Source organism: Pseudomonas nitroreducens, from assembly GCF_024170165.1.
GTDB lineage: Bacteria > Pseudomonadota > Gammaproteobacteria > Pseudomonadales > Pseudomonadaceae > Pseudomonas > Pseudomonas nitroreducens_C.
This window is the reverse complement of record NZ_JALJXP010000006.1, coordinates 130491-154186: the sequence shown is the minus strand read 5'-3', so window position 1 is coordinate 154186 and position 23696 is coordinate 130491. Positions and strand designations below refer to the sequence as shown.

The following is a 23696-nucleotide window of genomic DNA, read 5'->3' as shown; positions in this document are numbered from 1 at the left end:
CGGCAGCGGGATATTCTGCCGCGCCCGCCCCCGTGGCAAGCTTGTCGGCTATCTTACCGACTCTGTCACTGGTCGCCGTCATGTCCTCACGCCGAAAATCGCTGCTCACCTGGCTGATCGCCGCGCTCTGTCTGGGCGCGCTGCTCGCCACCTACTGGTGGTACGAGAACCGCTTCATCCGTCCGTTCAGCCATCAGCCGCAGCTGTTTTCCGGCGACCACCTGATGCTGCCCGCGCAGCTGGCCGGTCCCGGCAAGATCCGCCTGGTGCATTTCTGGGACCCGGCCTGCCCGTGCAACGTCGGCAACCAGCAGCACCTCGCCGAGCTGATCCAGCGCTTCGGCCCGCAGGGCGTGGAATTCTTCGCCGTGCAGAAGCCCGGCAGCCGCGGCCACCTGCCCGACACGCTGGGCGCCATGCGTGCGCTGGATTCGCTGCCCGGCGCCGAGCAACTGCCCGCCAGCCCTGCCGTGGCGATCTGGGATGCCCAGGGCCAGCTGGCCTACTTCGGCCCCTACAGCGAAGGCGCCGTATGCACCTCGGGCAACAGCTTCATCGAGCCGATCCTTGACGCCCTGGTGGGCGGCCGCCAGGTCAACGCGACCCATACGCTGGCCGTGGGCTGCTATTGCCCCTGGGAAGGCACGAAGCACTGAGCCGCATCAACGAAGCCGACGGCCAATCCGTGACTACACTTGGAACGCCGGCCCATAAAGGGCCGTTCGCCACCAAGGAGCTTTTCGCATGCGTCTTCCTTTCGCCCTCGCCTTCTGCGCCGTTGTCTCCACCGGGCTGGTCCTGCCGCTGGCCGCCCACGCCGAAGATGCCCCCAACAGCAAACAGGTGATGGAACAACACAAGCAGGCCATCAACAACCGCATCGCCGACATCGACTACAAGCGCAAGCGCATCGTCGAAGCCAACATGAAGCTCACCCCGCAGGAAACTGAGAAGTTCTGGCCGATCTACAACAGCTACCGCACCGAGGCGGACAAGCTGAGCAAGCAGACCCTGGCGATCATCATCGACTACGCCAACAGCTATAACACCGGTTCGGTGAGCAACGACGACGCGGCCAAGCTGCAGAAGCAGGTGCTGGAGCTGCAGGACGATCGTCAGGAACTGAAGGAGAAGTACCTCAAGCGCATCGCCAAGGAAGTCTCGCCGCAGCGCGCCCTGCGCTTCCTGCAGGTCGAAGACCAGCTCGACGCCATGGCGCTGCTGGAAGTCAGCCGCGAAATCCCGCTGGCCGAGTAAGCCTCAGCCTTCGGTGCCGCCCTGCAGCCGCTGGCGATAGCGCTCGGGCGGCACCGAATACCAGCGCTTGAATGCGCGATAGAATGGCGACAGCTCGGCAAAACCACAGGCCCGCGCCACCTCGCGGATCGCCTCGCCCTGCTCCAGCAACTGCGCGGCACGCTGCCGACGCACCTCCTCCCGTACTTCCCTGAACGTCTGCGCCCGGCTCGCCAGGTTGCGCTGCAGCAGCCCCGGCCGCACGCCCAGCTCGCGAGCGCAGCTTTGCAGGGTGCATTGCTCCTCCCCCAAGCGTATGGCGATCAGGTAACGCAGGCGGTTGAGCAGGTCGTTCTCGTCGAGTGTCCCCAACTGCTCCCGCGCGTGCTCGGTGAGCAACCGGTGCAGCACCGGGTTGCCGGTGCGTGACGGCCGGGCCATTTGCGCGCGATCGAACAGCAGGGCGTCATTGGCCTTGCCGAAGCTTGGCGTCAGGCCGAACAGCCGCCGGTGCTCGCTCAATCGGCGCGGCTGCGGATGGCGGAACTCGATGGCCTGGACGCGGAATTCATCGTCGGTGATCAGCGCCAGCAGCTTGAGGAACAGCAGCATCAGGCACTCCATCTGCTGGCGCAGATTGCTGGTACCCAGGTAGTTGAGGTCGAGGATCAGCCGCACCTGCTCGCCCTCCTCGCGCATCTGCGCGGCGAAACCGCCGGAGAGGATGTGCTGGAAGCGCAGGAAGCTGTGCAGCGCCTCGCGCAGGTCGCTGCTGGCCATCAGCAGGTAGCCGACCACGTCCAGCAGGCGCGGCTTCATCGCCTCGCCCAGGTGCAGGCCGATATCGGCGTCGCCGGTAATTTCGTCAAGGGTCGTCCAGAACAATGGCGCATCGTCGTGGACCAGACGACCGCTCTGCGCCGGCGGCGGCAGGCGCACCTTCTGCAGGGCCTGACGGTAGATGTCGGTGGGGTCGAAGCCCAGCACCGACAGCGCCTCGTACAGCTGGCGGCGCAGGGTGGCGGACTGGGTCAGCGCCGGGGTGGCGGGGAAGTTCAGCTCGGGGGCGGCCATGGTCACTCCTGGGATTGACCGGAGAATTCCAGCAGCGAGACATTTGGTCAATGAGCGACGAGCGGTATCCACTGCAGAATCGCCGCATAACAACAAGGAGTTGCCGCATGAAACGCACTTTGACTGTCCTCGCCGTCGTTGTCGCCGCTACCGCGGCGGGTGCCGGCTGGTACCTGCACGGCAAGCAGCCGCTACGCGACGGACAACTGCCCCTGGCGGGCCTGGCCAGCGAAGTCACGGTTCGCTATGACGAGCGCGGCGTGCCGCACATCAAGGCCGGCAGCGAAGAGGACATGTACCGGGCAATCGGCTACGTCCACGCCCAGGACCGCCTGTTCCAGATGGAAATCCTTCGTCGCCTGTCCCGTGGCGAACTGGCCGAGGTGCTCGGACCCAAGCTGGTGGACACCGACCGCATGTTCCGCAGCCTGCGCATCCGCGACCACGCCGCCGAATACGTGGCCAAACAGGACAAGAACTCCCCGGCCTGGAAGGCGCTGGTCGCCTACCTCGATGGCATCAACCAGTTTCAGGACAGCCACCCGCGCCCGGTGGAATTCGACATCCTCGGCATTCCCAAGCGCGCCTTCACTCCCGAAGACACCGTCAGCGTCGCCGGCTACATGGCCTACAGCTTCGCCGCTGCCTTCCGTACCGAGCCGGTGCTGACCTACGTGCGTGACGAGCTGGGCGCGGACTACCTGAAGGTCTTCGACCTCGACTGGCACCCTGAAGGCGTGATGACGCCCAAGGCCCTGGCCGCCGCCGACTGGCAGGACCTGAGCGCCATCGCCCGGCTGAGCCACGCCGCGCTGGAGAAGGCCGGCCTGCCGCAGTTCGAGGGCAGCAACGCCTGGGCTGTCTCCGGCAGCCGCACCAGGAGCGGCAAGCCGCTGCTGGCGGGCGATCCGCACATCCGCTTCGCCGTACCGGCGGTCTGGTACGAGATGCAGGCCAGCGCGCCGGGCTTCGAGCTGTACGGCCACTACCAGGCGCTCAACCCCTTCGCCTCGCTCGGCCACAACCTGCAGTTCGGCTGGAGCCTGACCATGTTCCAGAACGACGACGTCGACCTGATCGCCGAGAAGGTCAACCCGGACAACCCCAACCAGGTCTGGTACCACGGCCAGTGGGCCGACCTGAAGAGCGAGGAGCAGAGCATCGCGGTGAAGGGCGAGGCGCCGGTGAAGATCACCCTGCGCAGTTCACCCCACGGCCCGCTGGTCAACGACGCGCTGGGCACCGCCGCCGGCAAGACGCCTGTGTCCATGTGGTGGGCCTTCCTGGAAACCCAGAACCCGATCCTCGACGCCTTCTATGAGCTGAACCGCGCCGATACCCTGCCCAAGGCGCGCGCCGCTGCCTCGAAGATCCAGTCGCCGGGCCTCAATGTGGTCTGGGCCAACGCCCGTGGCGACATTGGCTGGTGGGCCTCTGCGCAGCTGCCAGTGCGCCCGGACGGGGTCAACCCGAATTTCCTCCTCGACGGCACCAGTGGCCAGGCCGACAAGAGCGGCTTCTATCCCTTCAGCGAGAACCCGCAGGAAGAGAACCCGGCGCGCGGCTATATCGTCTCCGCCAACTTCCAGCCGGTGCCGGCCAACGGCCGTCCGGTGCCGGGCTACTACAACCTTCCCGATCGCGGCCAGCAGCTGAACAAGCGCCTGTCCGACGATTCGGTGAAGTGGGACCTGCAGAACAGCCAGGCGCTGCAACTGGACACCTCCACCGGCTATGGCCCGCGCTTCCTCAAGCCGCTGCTGCCGATCCTGCGTGAGGCCGCCGCGACCGACGAAGAGAAGGCGCTGGTGGAGAACCTGGCCAACTGGCAGGGCGATCACCCGCTGGATTCGGTCACCGCCACGGTGTTCAACCAGTTGCTCTACCAGGTGGCCGACGGCGCCATGCGCGACGAGATGGGCGACGCCTTCTTCGACAACCTGCTGTCCACCCGCGTGCTCGACGTGGCCCTGCCACGCCTGGCCGCCGACGAGAGCTCGCCGTGGTGGGACAACCGCAAGACACCGCAGAAGGAAACCCGCGCCGATATCGTCAAGGCCGCCTGGAAGGACAGCCTGGCGCACCTGCGTGCCACCCTCGGCCAGGACTCGAAGCAGTGGCAATGGGGCAAGGCGCATACCCTCACCCACAGCCACCCGCTGGGCCAGCAGAAGCCGCTGGACCGCCTCTTCAACGTCGGTCCATTCGCCGCTCCTGGCGGCCACGAGGTGCCGAACAATCTGTCCGCCCGCGTCGGCCCGGCGCCCTGGCAGGTGGTCTACGGCCCGTCCACCCGTCGCCTGATCGATTTCGCCGATCCGGCCCACAGCCTGGGCATCAACCCGGTGGGGCAGAGTGGCGTGCCCTTCGACAAGCACTACGACGACCAGGCCGAGGCCTACATCGAAGGCCAGTACCTGCCGCAGCACTACGACGACAACGAAGTGAAGGCCAACACCAAGGGCATCCTGCGACTGATTCCCGTGCGTCGCTGAAACGCCCGGGACAGGATTCACCCGGAAATGAAAAACCCCGCCTCGGCGGGGTTTTTCATGGGTGCTTGTAGAGAGTGTTGCGGGAGATGCCGAAGCTCCCTGGCGCTTTATTTCCCCAAGGGATAACGATCGGGGTGTTGTATTGGGCGCCGTCTCCCGCACGGAGTGCCATAAGGCGTCACTGGAAGTTTGCCGGCGACACGATCCGGTCCTGGTTCGGGGGGTGACCGGAAAGCGCTACCGAACGCTTAGAGCGTAGTTGGCAATCGGCCGGGAGCGAGCCTTTGCGACCCACGGTTTTTTCCGATAAACCCCGTACTTCCAAGCACTTCGGAATAACGTGTGAGCAAAAAAACACGGGCCACCCGAAGGTGGCCCGTGGTTCGACAATCGCCGGATACTACCGGCCGACAAGACGGCGTCAGGCGGTGGCTGTCGAACCCTTCTGCCAATCGGTCGCGTTGGACTCCATGGCTTCCTGGATCGCACGCTTGCGACGCTCCTCGGCCTGGCGGGTGAAGTACCAGGCGAAGAAGGTGAACAGCGAAACGGTCAGCAGGATCAGGCTGGCTACGGCGTTGATCTCCGGCTTCACGCCCAGGCGCACGGCGGAGAACACTTCCATCGGCAGGGTGGTGGAGCCAGGACCGGACACGAAGCTGGCCAGTACCAGGTCATCCAGCGACAGCGCGAAGGACATCATGCCGCCCGCCGCCAGCGACGGGGCGATCATCGGGATGGTGATCAGCATGAACACTTTCCAGGGCTTGGCGCCCAGGTCCATGGCCGCTTCCTCGATGGACAGGTCCAGCTCACGCAGGCGTGCCGACACCACCACTGCCACGTAGGACGAGCAGAAGCTGGTGTGGGCGATCCAGATGGTCACGATGCCGCGTTCCTGCGGCCAGCCGATCAGCTGGGCCATGGCGACGAACAGCAGCAGCAGCGACAGACCGGTGATCACCTCGGGCATGACCAGCGGCGCGGTGACCATGCCGCCGAACAGCGTACGGCCACGGAAGCGCGGGATGCGGGTCAGCACGAAGGCCGCCAGGGTGCCCAGGGCCACCGAGGAGATCGCGGTGTAGCAGGCGATCTCCAGCGAGCGGAACACCGAACCGACCAGCTGTTGGTTGTCCAGCAGGCCGACGTACCACTTCACCGACCAGCCGCCCCACACGGTCACCAGCTTGGAGCCGTTGAACGAGTAGATGACCAGGATGATCATCGGCACGTAGATGAAGAGCAGGCCCAACACCAGCATGATGTTGGAGAACGACCAACGCTTGTTCATACCTTGCCCTCCAGCTCTTTAGCCTGGTTCTTGTTAAAGAGGATGATGGGGATGATGAGGATGGCCAGCATCACCACGGCAAGGGCGGAAGCCACCGGCCAGTCACGGTTGTTGAAGAACTCCTGCCACAGCACCTTGCCGATCATCAGGGTCTCCGGGCCGCCGAGCAGTTCCGGGATCACGAACTCGCCCACCGCCGGGATGAACACCAGCATGCAGCCGGCGATGATGCCGTTCTTGGACAGCGGGACGGTGATCTTCCAGAAGCTGGTGAAGCTGCGCGCGCCGAGGTCGGACGCGGCTTCCAGCAGGCTCATGTCGTGCTTCACCAGGTTGGCGTAGAGCGGCATGACCATGAAGGGCAGGTACGAGTAGACGATACCGATATACACCGCGAAGTTGGTGTTCAGGATCGTCAGCGGCTCGTTGATGATGCCCAGCCACATCAGGAAGCTGTTGAGCAGGCCATTGTTGGACAGGATGCCCATCCAGGCGTACACGCGGATCAGGATCGCCGTCCAGGTCGGCATCATGATCAGCAGCAGCAGCACGGTCTGCATTTCCTTGCTGGCGCGGGCGATGGCATAGGCCATCGGGTATCCGATGAGCAGGCACAGGAAGGTGCTGATCGCCGCCATCTTCAGCGAGCCCAGGTAGGCGTCGATGTAGAGCGGGTCATCCGTCAGCATCAGGTAGTTGCCCAGGTTCATCACGACCTGGAGCGTCTGGTCGGCGTACTGGAACACTTCGGTGTACGGCGGAATGGCCACGTCTGCGGCTGCCAGACTGATCTTCAGCACGATGGCGAAGGGCAGCAGGAAGAACAGGAACAGCCAGAAGAACGGCACACCGATCACGGCATGCCGGCCGTTCGGCAGGCGTTTCATGAGCGATTTGCTGATGTTCATGATTGCAGTACCACACCGCTGTCGTCGTACCAGCTGATGTAAACCGGCTGGTCCCAGGTCGGGCGCGCCACGTGGCGCTCGGCGTTGGCCATGAAGGCCTGGACGATGAAGCCGGAGGCCAGCTTGATGTAGTACACCGAGTGACCGCCCAGGTAGGCGATGTCGTGGACGGTGCCCTGGGCGACGTTGAAGCCTTCGTGTTCGAGGTTTTCCGGCTTCTGCGCGCTGACCATGACCTTTTCCGGACGCAGCGCGTAGGTCATGCGCTTGTTCTCGGCACGGGTGCTGATGCCGTGGCCGATGTAGATCGGGTTTTCCAGCTGCGGGCAGGCGATGACCGCGTGGTCCTGCAGGTCCTCGACGATCTCGCCGTCAAACAGGTTGACGTTGCCGATGAACTCGCAGATCAGGCGGCTGGCCGGCGTCTCGTAGATGTCCATCGGGCTGCCGATCTGTTCGATGCAACCCAGGTGCATGATGGCGATGCGCTGGGCCATGGTCATGGCCTCTTCCTGGTCGTGGGTCACCATCACGCAGGTCACGCCCACGCGCTCGATGATCTCCACCAGTTCCAGCTGCATCTGCGAACGCAGTTTCTTGTCCAGCGCGCCCATGGGCTCGTCGAGCAGCAGCAGCTTCGGACGCTTGGCCAGGGAGCGGGCCAGGGCCACGCGCTGACGCTGGCCACCGGAGAGCTGGTGCGGCTTGCGCTTGGCGTACTGGGTCATCTGCACGAGCTTGAGCATCTCGTCGACGATCTTGTCGATCTCGGCCTTGGGCAGGCCGTCCTGCTTCAGACCGAAAGCGATGTTCTGCGCCACGCTCATGTGAGGGAACAGGGCGTAGGACTGGAACATCATGTTGATCGGCCGCTCATAGGGCGGCAGGTCGGTAATGTCCTGGCCATCGAGGAAGATGCGACCTTCAGTGGGACGCTCGAAACCAGCCAGCATGCGAAGCAGGGTCGACTTGCCCGAACCCGAACCACCCAGCAGGGCGAAGATCTCGCCTTTCTTGATGTCCAGGGACACGCTGTCCACAGCCAGCGTTTCGTCGAACTGCTTGCTGACCCGGTCGATTTTTACCAGAACCTCTTTAGGCTTCTGGTCGCCACTCAAGGCTTTCTTGTAGGCACCGGAGGCTATTGCCATTACCACAACTCCCAAATCATAGAGGCCCGGCCCCCGCGGCCGGGCATGCTTGGTATTACAGGGCTGGCGCAGTTTACGTGCGCCGGAGAGCCTTCATAGGGCAGCTCCGACGCTCCGTGCCCGCGCGGACGGATTTGGGGAAAACCGTCTTACTTGCCCGACTTGATCTTGGTCCAGGAACGGGTCATGAGGCGCAGGATCTTCGGCGGCAGCTCATGCTGCACGAAGAGTTTGTCGAGAACCTCCTGGGATGGGTACACCTCAGGATTGTTGCGCACGGACTCATCCATGAATTCGCCAGCCTTGGGGTTCGGGTTGGCGTAACCGACGTAATCGCTGACCTTGGCGATCACTTCGGGTTTGAGCAGGTAGTTGATGAACGCGTGGGCCGCCTTCGGGTTCGAGGCATCCTTCGGCACGGCGAGGATGTCGAACCAGAGGTTGGCGCCTTCCTTGGGAATGGCATAGGCGATGTTCACGCCCTTGCCGGCTTCCTTGGCGCGGTTGGCGGCCTGGAATACGTCACCGGAGAAACCGGCCGCAACGCAGATGTTGCCGTTGGCCAGGTCGGAGATGTACTTGGAGGAGTGGAAGTAGGTGACGTACGGACGCACCTTCATCAGCTTGTCCTCCACCTTCTTGTAGTCATCCGGGTTGGTGCTGTTGGGGTCCAGCCCCATGTACTTGAGCACAGCCGGCATCATTTCGTCGCCCGAATCAAGGAAGGCGACGCCGCACTGGCTGAGCTTCTTCATGTTCTCGGGCTCGAAGAGGACGGCCCACGAATCGATCTTGTCGACACCCAGCACGGCCTTGACCTTCTCGACGTTGTAGCCGATGCCGTTGGTGCCCCACAGGTACGGCACGCCGTACAGGTTGCCCGGGTCGTTGGCCTCGAGCTGCTTCATCAGGTGCGGATCGAGGTTCGACCAGTTCGGCAGCTGGCTCTTGTCCAGCTTCTGGAACGCGCCGGCCTTGATCTGGCGACCGAGGAAGTGGTTGGACGGCACGACCACGTCATAGCCGGTGCGACCGGCCAGCAGCTTGCCTTCCAGGGTTTCGTTGGAGTCGAAGACGTCGTACACCGGCTTGATGCCGGTTTCCTTCTCGAAGTCGGCGAGGGTGGTTTCGCCGATGTAGTCCGACCAGTTGTAGATATGGACGGTCTGTTCCGCCTGGGCCAGCGAAGTCAGGCCGAAGACGGAGACTGCAGCGATCAGGGTTCTGCGGAAGGGAATGTGCACACGTGAGTCCTCTCGTTGTTTTTGACTACTTCGGTCGGTTGCTGCCGGGGTTTCGACGGCCGGTCCGTGGATAGCGCCGAACCCATCATCAGCACGAGAGCGCCGGGGCTTGCGCAGCCATTCCACCGATGGAAGCTGTTTGTTGCTGCCGGTAGCGGGCGGGGGAGAACACTCCCCCGCCGCTGTCCCGGTACATCCGCTGCCGCGCCAGGCGGCAGCGACTACCCGATTACTTGCCGGACTTGATGGTGGTCCAGCTGCGGGTCATCAGACGCTGGGTCTTCGCCGGCAGGTCCGGGAAGGCATACAGCTTCTTCATGGTTTCCGGAGTCGGATACACGCCCGGGTCGTTGCGGATCGCGTCGTTCACCATCGGGGTGGCCGCGGCGTTGCCGTTGGGGAACTGCACGACGTTGGTGATCTCGGACATGACCGCCGGCTCGAGCAGGAAGTTGATCCACTTCAGCGCGGCTTCCTGGTTCTCGGCGTCCTTCGGAATGGCGACGGTGTCGAAGAACGCGCCGGCACCTTCCTTCGGAATGTTGTACTTCACAGTGACCTTGTTCTTGGCTTCTTCAGCGCGGGACTTGGCCTGGTACACGTCACCCGAGTAACCGATAGCCACGCAGATGTTGCCGTTGGCGATGTCGGAAATGTACTTGGAGGAGTGGAAGTAGGAGACGTACGGACGAATCTTCAGGAACAGTGCTTCGGCTTCCTTCAGCTCTTTCGGGTCCTGGCTATCGGGCTTGTAGCCCAGGTAGTGCAGGGCGGCCGGGAGCATTTCGGTCGGCGAGTCGAGGAAGCTGACGCCGCAGGCCTTCAGCTTCTGGATGTTTTCCGGCTTGAACACCAGGTCCCAGGAGTCCACCGGGGCGTTGTCGCCCAGCGCGGCCTTGACCTTGTCCGGGTTGTAGCCGATGCCGATGGTGCCCCACATGTAGGGGATCGCGTACTGGTTGCCCGGGTCGCTGATCTCCAGGGTCTTCATGATGTCCGGGTTCAGGTTCTTCCAGTTCGGCAGCTTGGACTTGTCCAGCGGCGTGTACACGCCAGCCTTGATCTGCTTGGCCAGGAAGGAGTTGGACGGCACCACGATGTCGTAGCCCGACTTGCCGGCCAGCAGCTTGGCTTCCAGCACTTCGTTGCTGTCGTAGACGTCGTAGACGACCTTGATTCCGGTTTCCTTGGTGAACTTGTCGACCGTGTCCGGCGCGATGTAGTCCGACCAGTTGTAGACGTGCAGCACCTTGTCATCTGCCTGCGCCATACCAGCCACAGCGCCTGCCAGCGTTACAGCGAGCAGGGATTTGCCGAAGGTCTTGAACATGCGGGTAGCTCCGTTTGTTTTTTTGATGTTCCGGGTGGCGTGGACATCTCCTTCCGTCACCACCCGGTGAGCCTGGCCAACGCACAGGCGCAGTCTGTCAAAGGTCTGGTGAAAGACTCAAGACAGAACGGCTGCGGCGGTTTGATCGAGGCACTTGCGCGCCAGGGTGATCAGGTCATCGATCTGCGATTTCTCGATCACCAGCGGCGGCGAGATAATCATAGTGTCTCCCACCGCGCGCATGATCAGACCGTTGCGGAAGCAGTGCTCGCGGCACAGCATCCCGACACCCTTGCCTTCGAAGCGCTCGCGGGTCTTCTTGTTCTTCACCAGCTCCAGTGCTGCCACCAGGCCTACCCCGCGGGCTTCGCCTACCAGGGGATGGTCGGCCAGCTCTTGCCAGCGCTGCTGCAAATACGGTGCCGTTTCGTTCTTCACGCGCTCGACGATCTTCTCTTCGCGCAGGATGCGGATGTTCTCCAGCGCCACCGCAGCGGCTACCGGGTGACCAGAGTAAGTGAAGCCGTGGTAGAACTCCCCACCCTCATTCAGGGTATGGACGATCTCGTCGCGAACGATCACGCCGCCCATGGGGATGTAGCCGGAGGTCAGGCCCTTGGCGATCGGCATCAGGTCCGGGGCGTTGCCGAAGTACTGGCTGCCGAACCATTCGCCGGTACGGCCGAAGCCGCAGATGACTTCGTCGGCGATGAACAGGATGTCGTACTTGGCGAGGATCTCGCGGATCTTCGGCCAGTAGGTCTTCGGCGGAATGATCACGCCGCCCGCGCCCTGCAGGGGCTCGGCGATGAAGGCGGCGACCTTGTCTTCGCCAACCTCGAGAATCTTCTTCTCCAGCTGCTCGGCAGCCCAGACGCCGAACTCTTCCGGGTCCATGTCGCCGCCTTCGCCGAACCAGTAGGGCTGGGCGATGTGTTCGATGCCGGGGATCGGCAGGTCACCCTGCTCGTGCAGCGCCTTCATGCCGCCCAGGCTGACGCCGGCGACGGTGGAGCCGTGGTAGCCGTTCCAGCGGCCGATGACCACCTTCTTCTGCGGCTGGCCCTTGATGGTCCAGTAGTGGCGGACCATGCGCAGCACGGTGTCATTGGACTCCGAGCCGGAGCCGGTGAAGAACACGTGGTTCATGCCTTCGGGGGCGATGTCGGCGATGGCCTTGGACAGTTCCAGCACCGGCGGGTGGGCGGTCTGGAAGAACAGGTTGTAGTAGGGCAGTTCCTGCATCTGCTTGTAGGCGACTTCGGCCAGTTCCTTGCGACCGTAGCCGACGTTCACGCACCACAGGCCAGCCATGCCGTCGAGGATCTTGTTGCCCTCGCTGTCCCACAGGTACACGCCTTCGGCCTTGGTGATGATGCGTGCACCCTTCTCGTTCAGCTGCTTGTAGTCGGTGAACGGAGCCAGGTGGTGATCACGGCTGAGCGCCTGCCAGTGTTGGGTGTTGGCGCTGGTCTGGTTAGTCATCTTGGTAAAACCTCTTTTCTAAGAAACACGGGGCCCGGCCACGCGCCGGACCCCACGCCGATCAGACAGAAAGCAGGAGGAACTCGCGCTCCCAGGAACTGATTACTCGCTTGAAGTTCTCGTGCTCGGCGCGCTTCACCGCGACGTAGCCCCGAATGAACTTGTCACCCAGGTATTTCTCCAGGGTCTTGCTGCCTTCCATGCATTCCAGGGCGGCTTCGATGGTCAGCGGCAGGCGCAGGTTACGCCGTTCGTAGCCACGGCCTTTGACCTGGGCACTGGGTTTGAGGCCTTCGACCATGCCGATGTAGCCGCACAGCAGGCTGGCCGCCAGCGCCAGGTACGGGTTGGCGTCGGCACCGGCCAGGCGGTTCTCCACGCGGCGGTTGTCCGGGGTGGAATCCGGCACGCGCAGGCCCACGGTGCGGTTCTCTTCGCCCCACTCCACGTTCACCGGCGCCGAGGTGTCGGGCAGGAAGCGGCGGAACGAGTTGACGTTCGGGGCGAACAGCGGCAGCGCCTCGGGGATCAGCTTCTGCAGGCCACCGATGTGGTGCAGGAACAGCTCGCTCATGCTGCCGTCGGCGTTGGAGAAGATGTTCTTGCCGGTCTTGAGGTCGACGATGCTCTGGTGCAGGTGCATGGCACTGCCCGGCTCGCCGGTCATCGGCTTGGCCATGAAGGTGGCGGCGACGTTGTGCTTGAGGGCGGCCTCACGCATGGTGCGCTTGAACACCACGATCTGGTCGGCCAGGTCCAGGGCATCGCCGTGACGGAAGTTGATCTCCATCTGCGCGGTGCCTTCTTCATGGATCAGGGTGTCCAGATCCAGGCCCTGCAGTTCACACCAGTCGTACATGTCCTCGAACAGCGGGTCGAATTCGTTCGCCGCGTCGATGGAGAAGGACTGGCGACCGGTTTCCTGGCGACCGGAACGGCCGATCGGAGCCTGCAGCGGGTAGTCGGGGTCGTCGCTGCGCTTGGTCAGGTAGAACTCCATCTCCGGCGCCACGATCGGCTTCCAGCCCTTGTCGGCGTAAAGCTGGAGGACGCGCTTGAGCACGTTGCGCGGCGACAGCTCGATGGGGTTGCCCAGCTTGTCGTAGGTGTCGTGGATGACCATCGCAGTCGGCTCGATGGCCCAGGGGACGAGGAACACGGCATTCTCGTCCGGGCGGCAGACCATATCGATGTCGGCCGGGTCCAGCAGATCGTAATAGATGTCGTCTTCGACGTAATCACCGGTCACGGTCTGCAGGAGAACACTCTCCGGCAGGCGCATGCCCTTCTCGTTGAGGAATTTCGCGGTCGGCGCGATCTTGCCCCGGGCAATCCCGGTCAGGTCGGCGATCATGCATTCCACTTCGGTGATCTTGCGTTCTTTCAACCAGCCGCTCAGCTGGTCTAACTTGCTAGTCATAAAGACCTCAGGGTTTGAGAGCCCGGCCCCAACGCCGGACTCAGCGGTTCCCCGCCCTCTTGCCGCAGGCTTTGCCGAATGCCTGGAAGATAGCGAGATAGTTGGGGTTCGTTTCGACCTGCCATTCCGGATGCCACTGCACCCCGACGGCAAAGGCCGCACCTTCGACGGAGAAGGCTTCAACCAACCCGTCAGGCGCCAGAGCTTCTACACGAAGGCCGGGCGCCAGACGATCAACGCCCTGGCCGTGAATAGAGTTGACCTGGAACTGCGAGGGTAGCCCGATACCGGCGAAAACGCCGCCCGGCTGCACATCGACGACGTGCCGCAGACCATATTGGATTTCGATCGGCTCACCGGCGGGTTCGCGGTGGTCCATCAGGCCTTCGACTTCGTGCACCTTCTGGTGCAGCGAACCGCCGAAGGCGACATTCATTTCCTGGAAGCCACGGCAGATGCCCAGCACCGGAATCCCGGCCGCGACGGCGCGGCGGATCAGCGGTAGCGTCGTACTGTCGCGCTCGGGATCATGAGGGGTGCCTGCAATGCTGGCGGAGCCACTATAATGATGGGGTTCGACGTTCGACGCCGAGCCTGTGAAGAGCAGGCCGTCGAACGCGGCCAACATGTCTTCCTGGTCGATGGCATCGCCCAGGGAGGGAATGATCAAAGGAATGCCCGAGGCCCCGGAGATCAGCGCTCTGAGGTATTTGTCGCCAGCAACATGGTAGGGTTTGGAACCGATCTGCTTGAGGCAGGCGGACACGCCGATTAACGGCAGGCGAGACATGGGACACCCGTGTTTGTAAGTGTTATGGGCTTGAGGCCGAGCTTAGCCTTGTTCATTTTTTTACACAATAGCCATGTAAAAAATCAAACACGCCCCACTGAACAGCCCGCCGGCCAAGGCTCTCCGCTCATCAAAAGCGGCTCGAAACGCCCCAAAAACGGCCCATCACGACCGATGCGCCCCACTTTGGTGCGACATTGACAACCCTTGCCAATTCGGATTGACTCACACCTCAGCTTTCGAATGATTGAAATTTTTAACAATAAAGGTGTTACATCATGTCGGTACCCCAGAGTGCCGTGTCGCTCGAAGAAGCGAGTGAGTTCCTGAAGGAACACCCCGAGGTCCAATTCGTCGACCTCCTTATTGCAGACATGAATGGTGTGGTCCGCGGCAAGCGCATCGAACGCACCAACCTGCCCAAAGTCTATGAGAAGGGCATCAATCTCCCCGCCTCTCTCTTCGCTCTCGACATTACCGGCTCCACCGTAGAAAGCACCGGCCTCGGCCTGGACATTGGCGACGCGGATCGCGTCTGTTTCCCAATCCCCAACACCCTCTCCATGGAACCCTGGCAGAAGCGCCCGACCGCGCAGCTGCTGATGACCATGCACGAGATGGAAGAGCGCACGCCGTTCTTCGCCGACCCGCGTGAAGTGCTGCGTCAAGTAGTGCAGAAGTTCACCGACATCGGCCTGACCATCGTCGCGGCCTTCGAGCTGGAGTTCTACCTGATCGACCAGGAGAACGTGAACGGCCGTCCGCAGCCGCCGCGCTCGCCGATCTCCGGCAAGCGTCCGCAATCGGTCCAGGTCTACTCCATCGACGACCTCGACGAGTACGCCGACTGCCTGCAGGACATCATCGACGGCGCCCGCGCCCAGGGCATTCCGGCCGACGCCATCGTCAAGGAAAGCGCCCCGGCCCAGTTCGAAGTCAACATGCACCACGTTGACGACGCCCTGAAGGCCTGCGACTACGCCGTCCTGCTCAAGCGCCTGATCAAGAACGTCGCCTACGACCACGAGATGGACTCGACCTTCATGGCCAAGCCCTACCCGGGTCAGGCTGGCAACGGTCTGCACGTGCACGTCTCGCTGCTCGACAAGGACGGCAAGAATATCTTCACCAGCGAGGATCCCGAGCAGAACGCCGCGTTGCGCCACGCGATCGGCGGTGTGCTCGAGACCCTGCCAGCGTCGATGGCGTTCCTCTGCCCGAACGTCAACTCGTACCGCCGTTTCGGTTCGGCGTTCTTCGTGCCGAACGCACCGAGCTGGGGCCTGGACAACCGTACCGTTGCCCTGCGTGTGCCGACTGGAGCGCCGGAAGCGGTGCGCCTGGAGCACCGCGTCGCCGGCGCCGACGCCAACCCGTACCTGCTGCTCTCGGCAGTACTGGCCGGCGTCCACCACGGCCTGACCAACAAGGTCGAGCCGGGCGCGCCGATCGAAGGCAACGCCTACGAACAGCTGGAACAGAGCCTGCCGAACAACCTGCGCGATGCATTGCGCGAGCTGGACGACAGCGACGTGATGAACAAGTACATCAGCCCCGAGTACATCGACATCTTCGTCGCGTGCAAGGAGCATGAGATGCAGGAGTTCGAATATTCGATCTCCGACCTCGAGTACAACTGGTACTTGCACACCGTATAAGTGGTAAACGAAACGCCGGCCCTCGTGCCGGCGTTTCCTTGTGCCTCTGGCACACCCGGGGAACTGCGATACCGCAACAGCGAGGAGGGGCGCTGAGGCGAGCCACATCCGTCGTTCCTTCCTGCTCGCGATGTCTCCATCCGCCCGCCCGGGCGTCCATCGCGTCTGTCGTGTCTTTGCTGTCGCGCTATCGAGCGGCGAATGAATGCCGCATCCGCTGATTACGTGGTTCATTCAGGGAGATCGCCAATGCCACGCCTGTACGCCTTGATTCTGATGCTGTTGTGCCCGCTGTCCGCCTGGGCCGACCAGGTCATCCGCGTCTACAACTGGAACGACTACATCGCCCCCGAAGTGCTCAAGGACTTCGAGAAGGACACCGGCATCCGGGTCGAGTACACGACCTACAGCACCGCCGAAGAGGTCAAGAAGGCCCTGGAGAGCGGCGAGAAATTCGACGTCGCGGTGCCCTCGCACAACGACCTGCCGGCGCTGATCCGCGACAAGCGCATCCAGGCGCTGGACTTCAGCAAGCTGCCCAACCGCAGCCACCTCGACACCCAGCTGCTGAGCAAGCTGGCCGCCGTCGACCCCAACAACCAGCACGCCGTGCCCTACCTGTGGGGCGCCGTGGGCCTGGCGATCAACGAACCCGAAGCGGAGAAGGCCTACGGCGGCAAGCTGCCCGAAAGCTGGAGCGTCATGTTCGACCCGCAGCAGAGCCAGCGCCTGAAGGCCTGCGGCATGAGCCTGCTGGACGCACCCGACGAAGCCTTCTCGGTGCTGATGAACTACCAGGGGCGCAACTTCGCCCGCAGCGCCCCGTCGCAGATCCGCCGCGCCGGCGAGGTGCTGGCCGAGCTGCGCCCGAACCTGCGCTACATCGACAGCGAGCGCTACATCCAGGATCTCAACGCCGGCAAGCTGTGCGTCGCCATGGCCTGGGTCGGCGATGCCCTGGGCGCGGCCAACGCCGGCCAGCCGGTGCGTTTCGTGGTGCCGCAGGAAGGCTCGGTGCTGTTCATCGACAACCTGGTGATCCCCACGGCCGCCGAGCACCCGGACCTGGCGCTGAAGTTCATCGACTACCTGATGCAGCCCAAGGTCGCCGCGCAGATCACCGCCGCTACCCTCTATCCCAACGGCAACAAGGACTCCGCACAGTTCCTCGACGCCGCCCTGCGTGACCAGCCGGGCCTCTACCCGGACCAGGAGACCAAGCGTCGCCTGTTCGCCCTGGAAACCGCGCCGGAGAAGACCGCCCCGGTCATCACCGAAGTCTGGGAGAAACTGCGCGCCGGCGGCAGCTGACTTGCCGAGCACCCCGGAGCTGGCGTCCAATAGCCGCCCAGCTCCGGAGGTCGTCATGCCCACCCCCTCGCCCACTCGCAAGCCCCGCGCCAGCAGCCAGGCACGCATCGCCGTGATCCTCGAGGCCGCCCGCGCGCTGCTGGCCGAGAGTGGCGCGGCGGGCCTGTCGATCTACGCGGTGGCCGAGCGTGCGGAGATCCCGCCCTCCTCCGTCTACCACTTCTTTCCCAGCGTGCCGGCCCTGCTGCAGGGGCTGACCAGCGACGTCCACGCCGCCTTCCGCGCCTGCCTGGAACAACCGGTCGACCACGCCGCCCTGCGCGACTGGCGCGACCTCGCACGGCTGGTCGAGCAGCGCACCCTGGCGGTGTACGCCGTGGACGCCGCCGCGCGCCAGCTGATCCTCGCCAGCCACGGCCTCGCCGAAGTCACCCAGGCCGACAGCCAGCACGACGTGCAACTCGGCCGAGCCATGCGCGAGCTGTTCGAACGCCACTTCGAACTGCCGCCGCTGCCGCAGGACATCGAAGTCTTCAGCCTCGCCATCGAGCTGGGCGACCGCGTCTACGCCCTCTCCGTGCAGCGCCACGGGCAGATCACCGGGCGCTTGGCCGAAGAAGGCATGCGGGTGATCGACGCCTACCTGTCGCTGTACCTTCCGCCCTGCCTGCCGAAGCGCCCCGCCCCTCTCAGTTAATCGATTTTTATCCGATAAATATCCGGACGAATGGGCTAAATATTTCAATCCCGCCCTTCATAAACCGATTTTTATCGGATATAAATTCTCCCAGCTGGGAGCACTCCGACGCGATGAGAAGACAGGCGACCTATACTGGCCCTCCTGCAACGCTCGACGGCGACGACCTCCCGAATGACACAACCCACTCCGTAGGATGGCTGGAGCGCAGCGATACCCCTCGATGGCTATCCGCCTCCCCCTCCACGAAGCACACACCAAGGACCGCCCCATGACCACGCTGACCAGCACTCCCCGCGCCGATGGCTTCCGCATGCCGGCGGAATGGGAACCCCAGACCCAGACCTGGATGGTCTGGCCCGAGCGTCCGGACAACTGGCGCCTGGGCGGCAAGCCCGCGCAGGCTGCCTTCAGCGCCGTGGCCCGCGCCATTGCCCGCTTCGAGCCGGTGACCATCGGCGTTTCCGCCGGCCAGTATGAGAACGCCCGCGCCCAGCTGGCGGACGCGGCCAACATCCGCGTGGTGGAAATCAGCAACGACGACGCCTGGGTGCGTGACACCGGCCCGACCTTCGTGATCAACGACAAGGGCGACGTGCGCGGCGTGGACTGGACCTTCAACGCCTGGGGCGGCCTGGAAGGCGGCCTGTACTTCCCGTGGCAGCGCGACGACCAGGTGGCGAGCAAGATCCTCGGCATCGAGCGCACCGACGGCTACCGCACCGAAGGCTTCGTGCTCGAAGGCGGCTCCATCCACGTGGACGGCGAAGGCACCCTGATCACCACCGAGGAATGCCTGCTCAACCACAACCGCAACCCGCACATGAGCCGCGAAGAAATCGAGGCCGTGCTGCGCGAGCACCTGGCCATCGATACCGTGATCTGGCTGCCGGACGGCCTGTTCAACGATGAGACCGACGGCCACGTCGACAACTTCTGCTGCTACGTGCGCCCGGGCGAAGTGCTGCTGGCCTGGACCGACGATCAGAACGACCCGAACTACGAGCGCTGCCAGGCCGCCATGCGCGTGCTGGAAACCGCCCGCGACGCCAAGGGTCGCCAGCTGACCGTGCACAAGATCATCATCCCCGGCCCGATCCACGCGACCGAAGCCGAGTGCGAGGGCATCGACCTGGTGATCGGCACCCAGCCGCGCGATCCGTCGATCCGCCTGGCCGGCTCCTACGTCAACTTCCTGATCGTCAACGGCGGCATCATCGCCCCGCGCTTCGATGACCCGGCGGACGCCGAGGCCGAAGCGACCCTCAAGCGCATCTTCCCCGAGCATGAGATCGTCATGGTCCCGGGGCGCGAGATCCTCCTGGGCGGCGGCAACATCCACTGCATCACCCAGCAGCAGCCGGCGCCGCAGAAGCGCTGATCCGCTGAAGACAAAAAGGCCGTCGCTCCCAGCGGAGCGACGGCCTTTTTCATTACCCGAAACCTGTAGGAACAGGCCACGCCCGTGACCGCGGACAAAGTCCGCGCCCCCGGATGCCCGAACGCCGTGAGCCCTGCTCACGGATCGCGGGCATGGCCCGCTCCTGCAGAAGTGGCAGCGTTACAGCAAGGGCACGCTGTAGCTGACGATCAGGCGGTTCTCGTCCTGGTCGCGCTGGCTGGCGGAGCCCGGCGTGCTGGCTGCCGGCAAGCCACTGCGCAGCGACGCGTTCTTCCAGGCAAAGCCCAGGTTCTTCAGCGCGCCGTCCTGGATGGTGTAGCCCAGGCTGATATCGCGCTCCCACTCGGTCTGCTTGCCGTAGGCGGTGTCGATGTTGTCGCCACGCAGGTAGACCGTCTGGAAGTTCAGGCCCGGCACGCCCAGTGCGGCGAAGTCATAGCCGTAGCGTGCCAGCCAGGTCCGCTCGCCGGCGTGCTGGAACTTGCCGATCTGCACGTCGGTGATCAGGTAGGACGAAGCACCATCGCCGTCGTTGATGAACGGGAAGTCGCTGTCGCCGCTGAGGCTCTGGTGGCCGATGCCAAAGCTGTGGCCCTGCAGGCTATAGGTGAACAGGCCGCTGAACGCCCGGTTGTCCACCTCGCCGCGGGTCACGCCGTTGCCGTAGTAACCGGTGGTGGCATAGAACGGATCATGGCTGCCGTTCTGGCCGTCACTGCTGCTGTGGAAGTAGCGCAGGTCGCTCTTCAATGTGCCCACACCCAAGTCCCAGTTATGCTGCAGACCGAGGAAGTGCTGCTTGTAGAAGTCCTTCAGATTGCCGTAGTAGTACTGGAGCGTGGTGTCCTCGTTGATCCGGTAGTCGGCGCCGCCGTAGTAGAACTTGTTGGTGTACTGGGCGTACTGCGACTTGCCGCCGGCGTTGGCCCCGGCAATCGACAGGCCCTGGTCGGAGTTGCTCGAGTTACGCCCCTTCATGTGCTCCAGCTGGCCGACGACGAAGGTCAGGTCCTTGAACTCGTTGGACGTGACCTGCCCACCGCTGAAGGTCTGCGGCAGCAGGCGACCATCGTTGTAGGTCACCACCGGCAGCTTGGGCTGCAGCGTGCCGTAGCGCAGTTCGGTCTCCGAGACCTTGGCCTTGCCGGTCAACCCCAGGCTGGCGAAGTCGTCCACCGCGCGGCCGTGGCTGTCGGTGGGAAACGCGATGCCGCCCAGGTTGCTGCTGTCCGGGTTGTAATGCTTGCCCTTGCCGCTATCGAGCTTGACGCCCAGCAGGCCCAGCGCATCCACACCGAGCCCCACCGTCCCCTGGGTAAAGCCGGAGGCATAGTTGAGCATGAAGCCCTGCCCCCACTCTTCCTGCTTGCTCGGCGCGGCGGAGCCGTTGCGGTTGTCCTGATTGATGTAGAAGTTGCGCAGGCCGAGGCTGGCCTTGCTGTCTTCGATGAAACCATCGGCGACGGCCGATTGGGCCAGACCGACGGTAGCGATAGCCACGGCCAGGCTCGAGCGTTTGAGTGTGCGGTAATGCATGACGATTCCCCATGACATGTTCGTGAGTACGTCATCGGGCCTGCGGCACAGGGCGCCCGGGCTGGATGACGACAGTGTTGATCACGACGGAGTGGGGAGGGCAATGAACGGCGATCAAAGCGAAGGAAACATTGATGGTCGATCTGCGCCGCCTTTTTCCTTCCATGGCTGGCCGGGAGCGCTCGCTCACCGAGGCGCCTCCCGAATGACACTCGCTTTGTCACTCGTCACCGGAAGGCCTGCTCGATGCCTCTCCCGCCGGTCCGCGCGACCGGCGTCACGATAGGAGCAAGACAGGCCAGCGCGCGTCGGAGAACTCCCAGCCCGGGGACCTGTTGCGCAAACTTTGACCAGGTTCACGCCTGGATTTTCAGACACCCACGAGCCACGTCGGACGTGAATGGGAAGTCTCCGATTGCGGCAGGAAGAACGCCGAGTGATAGCAGGAAATTTCGTCCGAAATGGCGCGCTGGCTGCGTACTCGCGCGCCATGAAAAAAGCCGCCGCCTCTGGCGAGGACGGCGGCTCTGCACCAGCCCGGAGAGATTACAGCAGCGGGATGGTGTAGCTGACGATCAGGCGGTTCTCGTCCTGGTCACGCTGGGTCGCGGTGCCCGAGCCGGTGGTCGGCAGGCCGCTGCGCAGCGCAGCGTTCTTCCAGGTGAAACCCAGGCCCTTGAAGGTGCCATCCGGGATCACGTAGGCCAGGGAGATATCACGCTCCCACTCGCTCTTGTCGCCGTACTTGGTGTCGATGTTGTCGCCGTGCAGGTACAGGGTCTGGAAGGTCAGGCCCGGCAGGCCTGCCTGGGCGAAGTCGTAGCCGTAACGGACCTGCCAGGTGCGCTCGCCGGCACGCAGGAACTTGCCGATCTGCACGTCGGTGATCAGGTAGGCAGTGGCACCGTCGCCGTTGTTGATGAACGGGAAGTCGCTGTCACCGCTGAGCTGCTGGTAGCCGGCGCCGAAGCTGTGGCCGCTGACGGTGTAGGTGAACAGGCCGCTCCAGGCGCGGTTGTCGACTTCGCCCTTGGTCACGCCGTTGCCGTAGTAACCGCTGGTGTAGAAGTTCTTGTCGTGCCCGTTCTTGCCGTCATCGCTGCTGTGGAAGTAACGCAGGTCGCTCTTGAGCACGCCCGGGCCGATCGCCCAGTTGTGCTGCAGGCCGAGGAAGTGCTGTTTGTAGAAGTCCTGCAGGTTGCCGTAGTAGTACTGCAGCGTCAGGTCCTTGGTCAGCTTGTAGTCGGCGCCGCCGTAGTAGAACTTGTTGACGAACTCGCCGGTGCGCGCGTTGTTGGCACCGGCGATGGACAGCCCCTCGTTGTTGCTGGAGCTGCGGCCCTTCATGTGTTCCAGCTGACCGCCGAGCAGGGTCAGGTCCTTGAACTCGTTCGAAGTGACCTGGCCACCCTCGAAGGTCTGCGGCAGCAGGCGACCGTCGTTGTAGGTCACGACCGGCAGCTTGGGCAACAGGGTGCCGTACTGCAGCACGGTGCTGGAAACCTTCACCTTGCCGGTGGCGCCCAGGTGGGAGAAATCGTCCACCGCGCGACCGTCACCATCGGTGGGGAAGACAGTACCGGAAAAACTCGAGCTGGTCGGGTTGTAATGTGTGCCCTTGCCGCTGTCCAGGCGCACGCCCAGCAGGCCCAGGGCGTCGACGCCGAAGCCCACGGTGCCTTCGGTGAAGCCGGAGGTGTAGTTGAGCAGGAAGCCCTGGCCCCACTCTTCCTGCTTGCTCGGCTCGGCGGTGCCGTTGCGGTTGTCGCTGTTGATGTAGAAGTTGCGCAGGGTCAGGTTGGCCTTGCTGTCTTCGATGAACCCGCCAGCGACGGCGGATTGGGCGAGGCCTGCGGCAGCGATGGCGAGCGCGAGGCCCGATGGCGTGAGAGTGCGGCGTTTCATTGGAATTTCCCCATTTTATTGATCTTGGAAAGCAGGCCATTCAAGGCGACCACTGGCTCCAGCGGAGCCCGACCGAACGGCAGGCAGCGGCCACGGCGTGTCAGGCACGCTCGGCATGCGGTCATTCGGCGGTGTACGGCGCTCCCCTATACGGGGTTCGAGCGCGGGCAGGCAGGCGGGAGGGCAGCAGAAGAATGGAATGGCATGGATCGGATCTCGTGTCTTGTTGTTGTGGCAATGCGCGCGGCATGCGTCTGTGGCTAGGCAATCCCCAGGCCAACCGGCCTTACCTGCCTGACATGCCAGCCATTTCCGACACTCAGAACAATCTGCAAGCAAATCCCTTCAGAAAAATCAGCGGAAAACCGCCACGAACCCCCTCCAGCCTGGCGGATAACCGCCATCCCTTTCGCTGTCACGGCAACGCTGGGGGCCAAGATAAAAGAAGCTCTATAAATCAAAAAAGAATTAATTATTACTATGTAATTTCTTTTTGGAATATATGGTGGCGCGCCGAATGACCGGCGCTACCTCCCTGAGGAGGTTCCCAGTTCGTATGAAATGGCTGATCAATCGGAAGCGGCGTAAGGACTTGGTCCGAACGGCCTGACGTCGGGCAAAAAAAACCCGCCAGCGCTGCAACGCGGGCGGGTTCGGGACCCTGTGCTAGGGGAAGGTCCCAAAGGAGAGCGGCGGGGTGGAGTCCGCCTAGGAGTGGTGCGTCCCTGCACCCGATGGCGGCGATGATGGCCACCACCCG

Annotated in this window: 18 protein-coding genes; 7 read left to right on the top strand and 11 right to left on the bottom strand. The window is 63.5% G+C overall.

From position 1 onward, the window contains the following. Positions 1 to 80: 80 nt before the first annotated feature. Positions 81 to 656, top strand: coding sequence for a DUF6436 domain-containing protein (locus tag J2T47_RS13990; RefSeq protein ID WP_253447643.1), 576 nt, complete (start codon positions 81 to 83; stop codon positions 654 to 656). A gap of 88 nt (positions 657 to 744) precedes the next feature. Then, entirely contained in the window at positions 745 to 1257 is a 513-nt protein-coding gene (locus J2T47_RS13985; protein WP_253447639.1) for a transcriptional regulator, read from the top strand. Between the two features lie 3 nt (positions 1258 to 1260). Here the strand turns inward: J2T47_RS13985 and J2T47_RS13980 are convergent, their stop codons facing one another. After that, a complete protein-coding gene (locus J2T47_RS13980; protein WP_253447636.1) occupies positions 1261 to 2310 on the bottom strand; it encodes an AraC family transcriptional regulator in 1050 nt (349 codons plus the stop codon). A 107-nt stretch (positions 2311 to 2417) separates the two neighbouring features. Here J2T47_RS13980 and J2T47_RS13975 point away from each other — a divergent pair, with 107 nt between their 5' ends. Then, entirely contained in the window at positions 2418 to 4805 is a 2388-nt protein-coding gene (locus tag J2T47_RS13975) for a penicillin acylase family protein (protein WP_253447633.1), read from the top strand. 421 nt (positions 4806 to 5226) lie between these two features. Here the strand turns inward: J2T47_RS13975 and J2T47_RS13970 are convergent, their stop codons facing one another. From J2T47_RS13970 to J2T47_RS13935, 8 genes are all read right to left on the bottom strand, one after another. Then, positions 5227 to 6099 (bottom strand): ABC transporter permease subunit, encoded by an 873-nt coding sequence (locus J2T47_RS13970; RefSeq protein ID WP_024762146.1) that lies wholly within the window; start codon positions 6097 to 6099, stop codon positions 5227 to 5229. Further along, on the bottom strand, positions 6096 to 6977 hold the full coding sequence (locus tag J2T47_RS13965) for an ABC transporter permease subunit (RefSeq protein ID WP_253448157.1): 882 nt from the start codon (positions 6975 to 6977) through the stop codon (positions 6096 to 6098). The genes J2T47_RS13970 and J2T47_RS13965 overlap by 4 nt, the downstream gene beginning before the upstream one ends. A 26-nt stretch (positions 6978 to 7003) precedes the next feature. Further along, the gene (locus J2T47_RS13960; protein WP_015479458.1) at positions 7004 to 8158 is read right to left on the bottom strand and encodes an ABC transporter ATP-binding protein; all 1155 of its coding nucleotides are present in this window, start codon (positions 8156 to 8158) and stop codon (positions 7004 to 7006) included. Positions 8159 to 8307: 149 nt separating this feature from the next. Beyond that, positions 8308 to 9375: a polyamine ABC transporter substrate-binding protein gene (locus tag J2T47_RS13955; RefSeq protein ID WP_138214269.1), complete on the bottom strand. Its 1068-nt coding sequence runs from the start codon at positions 9373 to 9375 to the stop codon at positions 8308 to 8310. A gap of 256 nt (positions 9376 to 9631) precedes the next feature. Continuing rightward, positions 9632 to 10732 carry a polyamine ABC transporter substrate-binding protein gene (locus J2T47_RS13950; protein ID WP_253447630.1) on the bottom strand — a complete coding sequence of 367 codons (1101 nt, stop codon included), beginning with the start codon at positions 10730 to 10732 and terminating at the stop codon, positions 9632 to 9634. Positions 10733 to 10849: 117 nt separating this feature from the next. Continuing rightward, positions 10850 to 12217 carry an aspartate aminotransferase family protein gene (locus tag J2T47_RS13945; protein ID WP_045215532.1) on the bottom strand — a complete coding sequence of 456 codons (1368 nt, stop codon included), beginning with the start codon at positions 12215 to 12217 and terminating at the stop codon, positions 10850 to 10852. A 61-nt stretch (positions 12218 to 12278) separates the two neighbouring features. Then, positions 12279 to 13637, bottom strand: coding sequence for a glutamine synthetase family protein (locus J2T47_RS13940; protein ID WP_081515238.1), 1359 nt, complete (start codon positions 13635 to 13637; stop codon positions 12279 to 12281). Positions 13638 to 13677: 40 nt separating this feature from the next. Further along, a complete protein-coding gene (locus J2T47_RS13935; protein WP_253447627.1) occupies positions 13678 to 14427 on the bottom strand; it encodes a gamma-glutamyl-gamma-aminobutyrate hydrolase family protein in 750 nt (249 codons plus the stop codon). Between the two features lie 278 nt (positions 14428 to 14705). Between J2T47_RS13935 and J2T47_RS13930 the strand changes: the two genes are divergently transcribed. The 4 genes from J2T47_RS13930 (at position 14706) to aguA (ending at position 19474) form a co-directional block, all read left to right on the top strand. Further along, a complete protein-coding gene (locus J2T47_RS13930; protein WP_024762139.1) occupies positions 14706 to 16085 on the top strand; it encodes a glutamine synthetase family protein in 1380 nt (459 codons plus the stop codon). 249 nt (positions 16086 to 16334) lie between these two features. Continuing rightward, a complete protein-coding gene (locus J2T47_RS13925) occupies positions 16335 to 17396 on the top strand; it encodes a polyamine ABC transporter substrate-binding protein (protein ID WP_253447624.1) in 1062 nt (353 codons plus the stop codon). A gap of 55 nt (positions 17397 to 17451) precedes the next feature. Continuing rightward, positions 17452 to 18093, top strand: coding sequence for a TetR/AcrR family transcriptional regulator (locus J2T47_RS13920; RefSeq protein WP_253447621.1), 642 nt, complete (start codon positions 17452 to 17454; stop codon positions 18091 to 18093). A 271-nt stretch (positions 18094 to 18364) separates the two neighbouring features. Then, positions 18365 to 19474, top strand: coding sequence for an agmatine deiminase (gene aguA, locus J2T47_RS13915; protein WP_253447618.1), 1110 nt, complete (start codon positions 18365 to 18367; stop codon positions 19472 to 19474). A gap of 180 nt (positions 19475 to 19654) precedes the next feature. On the opposite strand, the gene J2T47_RS13910 is transcribed toward aguA, so the two are convergent. Together J2T47_RS13910 and J2T47_RS13905 are read right to left on the bottom strand one after the other, a co-directional pair. Beyond that, positions 19655 to 21031 carry an OprD family porin gene (locus J2T47_RS13910; RefSeq protein WP_253447615.1) on the bottom strand — a complete coding sequence of 459 codons (1377 nt, stop codon included), beginning with the start codon at positions 21029 to 21031 and terminating at the stop codon, positions 19655 to 19657. A 546-nt stretch (positions 21032 to 21577) separates the two neighbouring features. Then, positions 21578 to 22936 (bottom strand): OprD family porin, encoded by a 1359-nt coding sequence (locus tag J2T47_RS13905; RefSeq protein WP_253447612.1) that lies wholly within the window; start codon positions 22934 to 22936, stop codon positions 21578 to 21580. Positions 22937 to 23696 lie beyond the last annotated feature (760 nt).

Excerpts from the sequence above, each read along its gene's own strand:
- J2T47_RS13980 (WP_253447636.1), bottom strand. The coding sequence starts at position 2,310 with ATGGCCGCCCCCGAGCTGAACTTCCCCGCCACCCCGGCGCTGACCCAG.
- J2T47_RS13970 (WP_024762146.1), bottom strand. The coding sequence starts at position 6,099 with ATGAACAAGCGTTGGTCGTTCTCCAACATCATGCTGGTGTTGGGCCTG.
- J2T47_RS13935 (WP_253447627.1), bottom strand. The coding sequence starts at position 14,427 with ATGTCTCGCCTGCCGTTAATCGGCGTGTCCGCCTGCCTCAAGCAGATC.
- aguA (WP_253447618.1), top strand. The coding sequence starts at position 18,365 with ATGACCACGCTGACCAGCACTCCCCGCGCCGATGGCTTCCGCATGCCG.
- J2T47_RS13930 (WP_024762139.1), top strand. The coding sequence starts at position 14,706 with ATGTCGGTACCCCAGAGTGCCGTGTCGCTCGAAGAAGCGAGTGAGTTC.
- J2T47_RS13905 (WP_253447612.1), bottom strand. The coding sequence starts at position 22,936 with ATGAAACGCCGCACTCTCACGCCATCGGGCCTCGCGCTCGCCATCGCT.
- J2T47_RS13940 (WP_081515238.1), bottom strand. The coding sequence starts at position 13,637 with ATGACTAGCAAGTTAGACCAGCTGAGCGGCTGGTTGAAAGAACGCAAG.
- J2T47_RS13960 (WP_015479458.1), bottom strand. The coding sequence starts at position 8,158 with ATGGCAATAGCCTCCGGTGCCTACAAGAAAGCCTTGAGTGGCGACCAG.
- J2T47_RS13925 (WP_253447624.1), top strand. The coding sequence starts at position 16,335 with ATGCCACGCCTGTACGCCTTGATTCTGATGCTGTTGTGCCCGCTGTCC.
- J2T47_RS13920 (WP_253447621.1), top strand. The coding sequence starts at position 17,452 with ATGCCCACCCCCTCGCCCACTCGCAAGCCCCGCGCCAGCAGCCAGGCA.
- J2T47_RS13975 (WP_253447633.1), top strand. The coding sequence starts at position 2,418 with ATGAAACGCACTTTGACTGTCCTCGCCGTCGTTGTCGCCGCTACCGCG.
- J2T47_RS13990 (WP_253447643.1), top strand. The coding sequence starts at position 81 with ATGTCCTCACGCCGAAAATCGCTGCTCACCTGGCTGATCGCCGCGCTC.
- J2T47_RS13945 (WP_045215532.1), bottom strand. The coding sequence starts at position 12,217 with ATGACTAACCAGACCAGCGCCAACACCCAACACTGGCAGGCGCTCAGC.
- J2T47_RS13950 (WP_253447630.1), bottom strand. The coding sequence starts at position 10,732 with ATGTTCAAGACCTTCGGCAAATCCCTGCTCGCTGTAACGCTGGCAGGC.
- J2T47_RS13985 (WP_253447639.1), top strand. The coding sequence starts at position 745 with ATGCGTCTTCCTTTCGCCCTCGCCTTCTGCGCCGTTGTCTCCACCGGG.
- J2T47_RS13910 (WP_253447615.1), bottom strand. The coding sequence starts at position 21,031 with ATGCATTACCGCACACTCAAACGCTCGAGCCTGGCCGTGGCTATCGCT.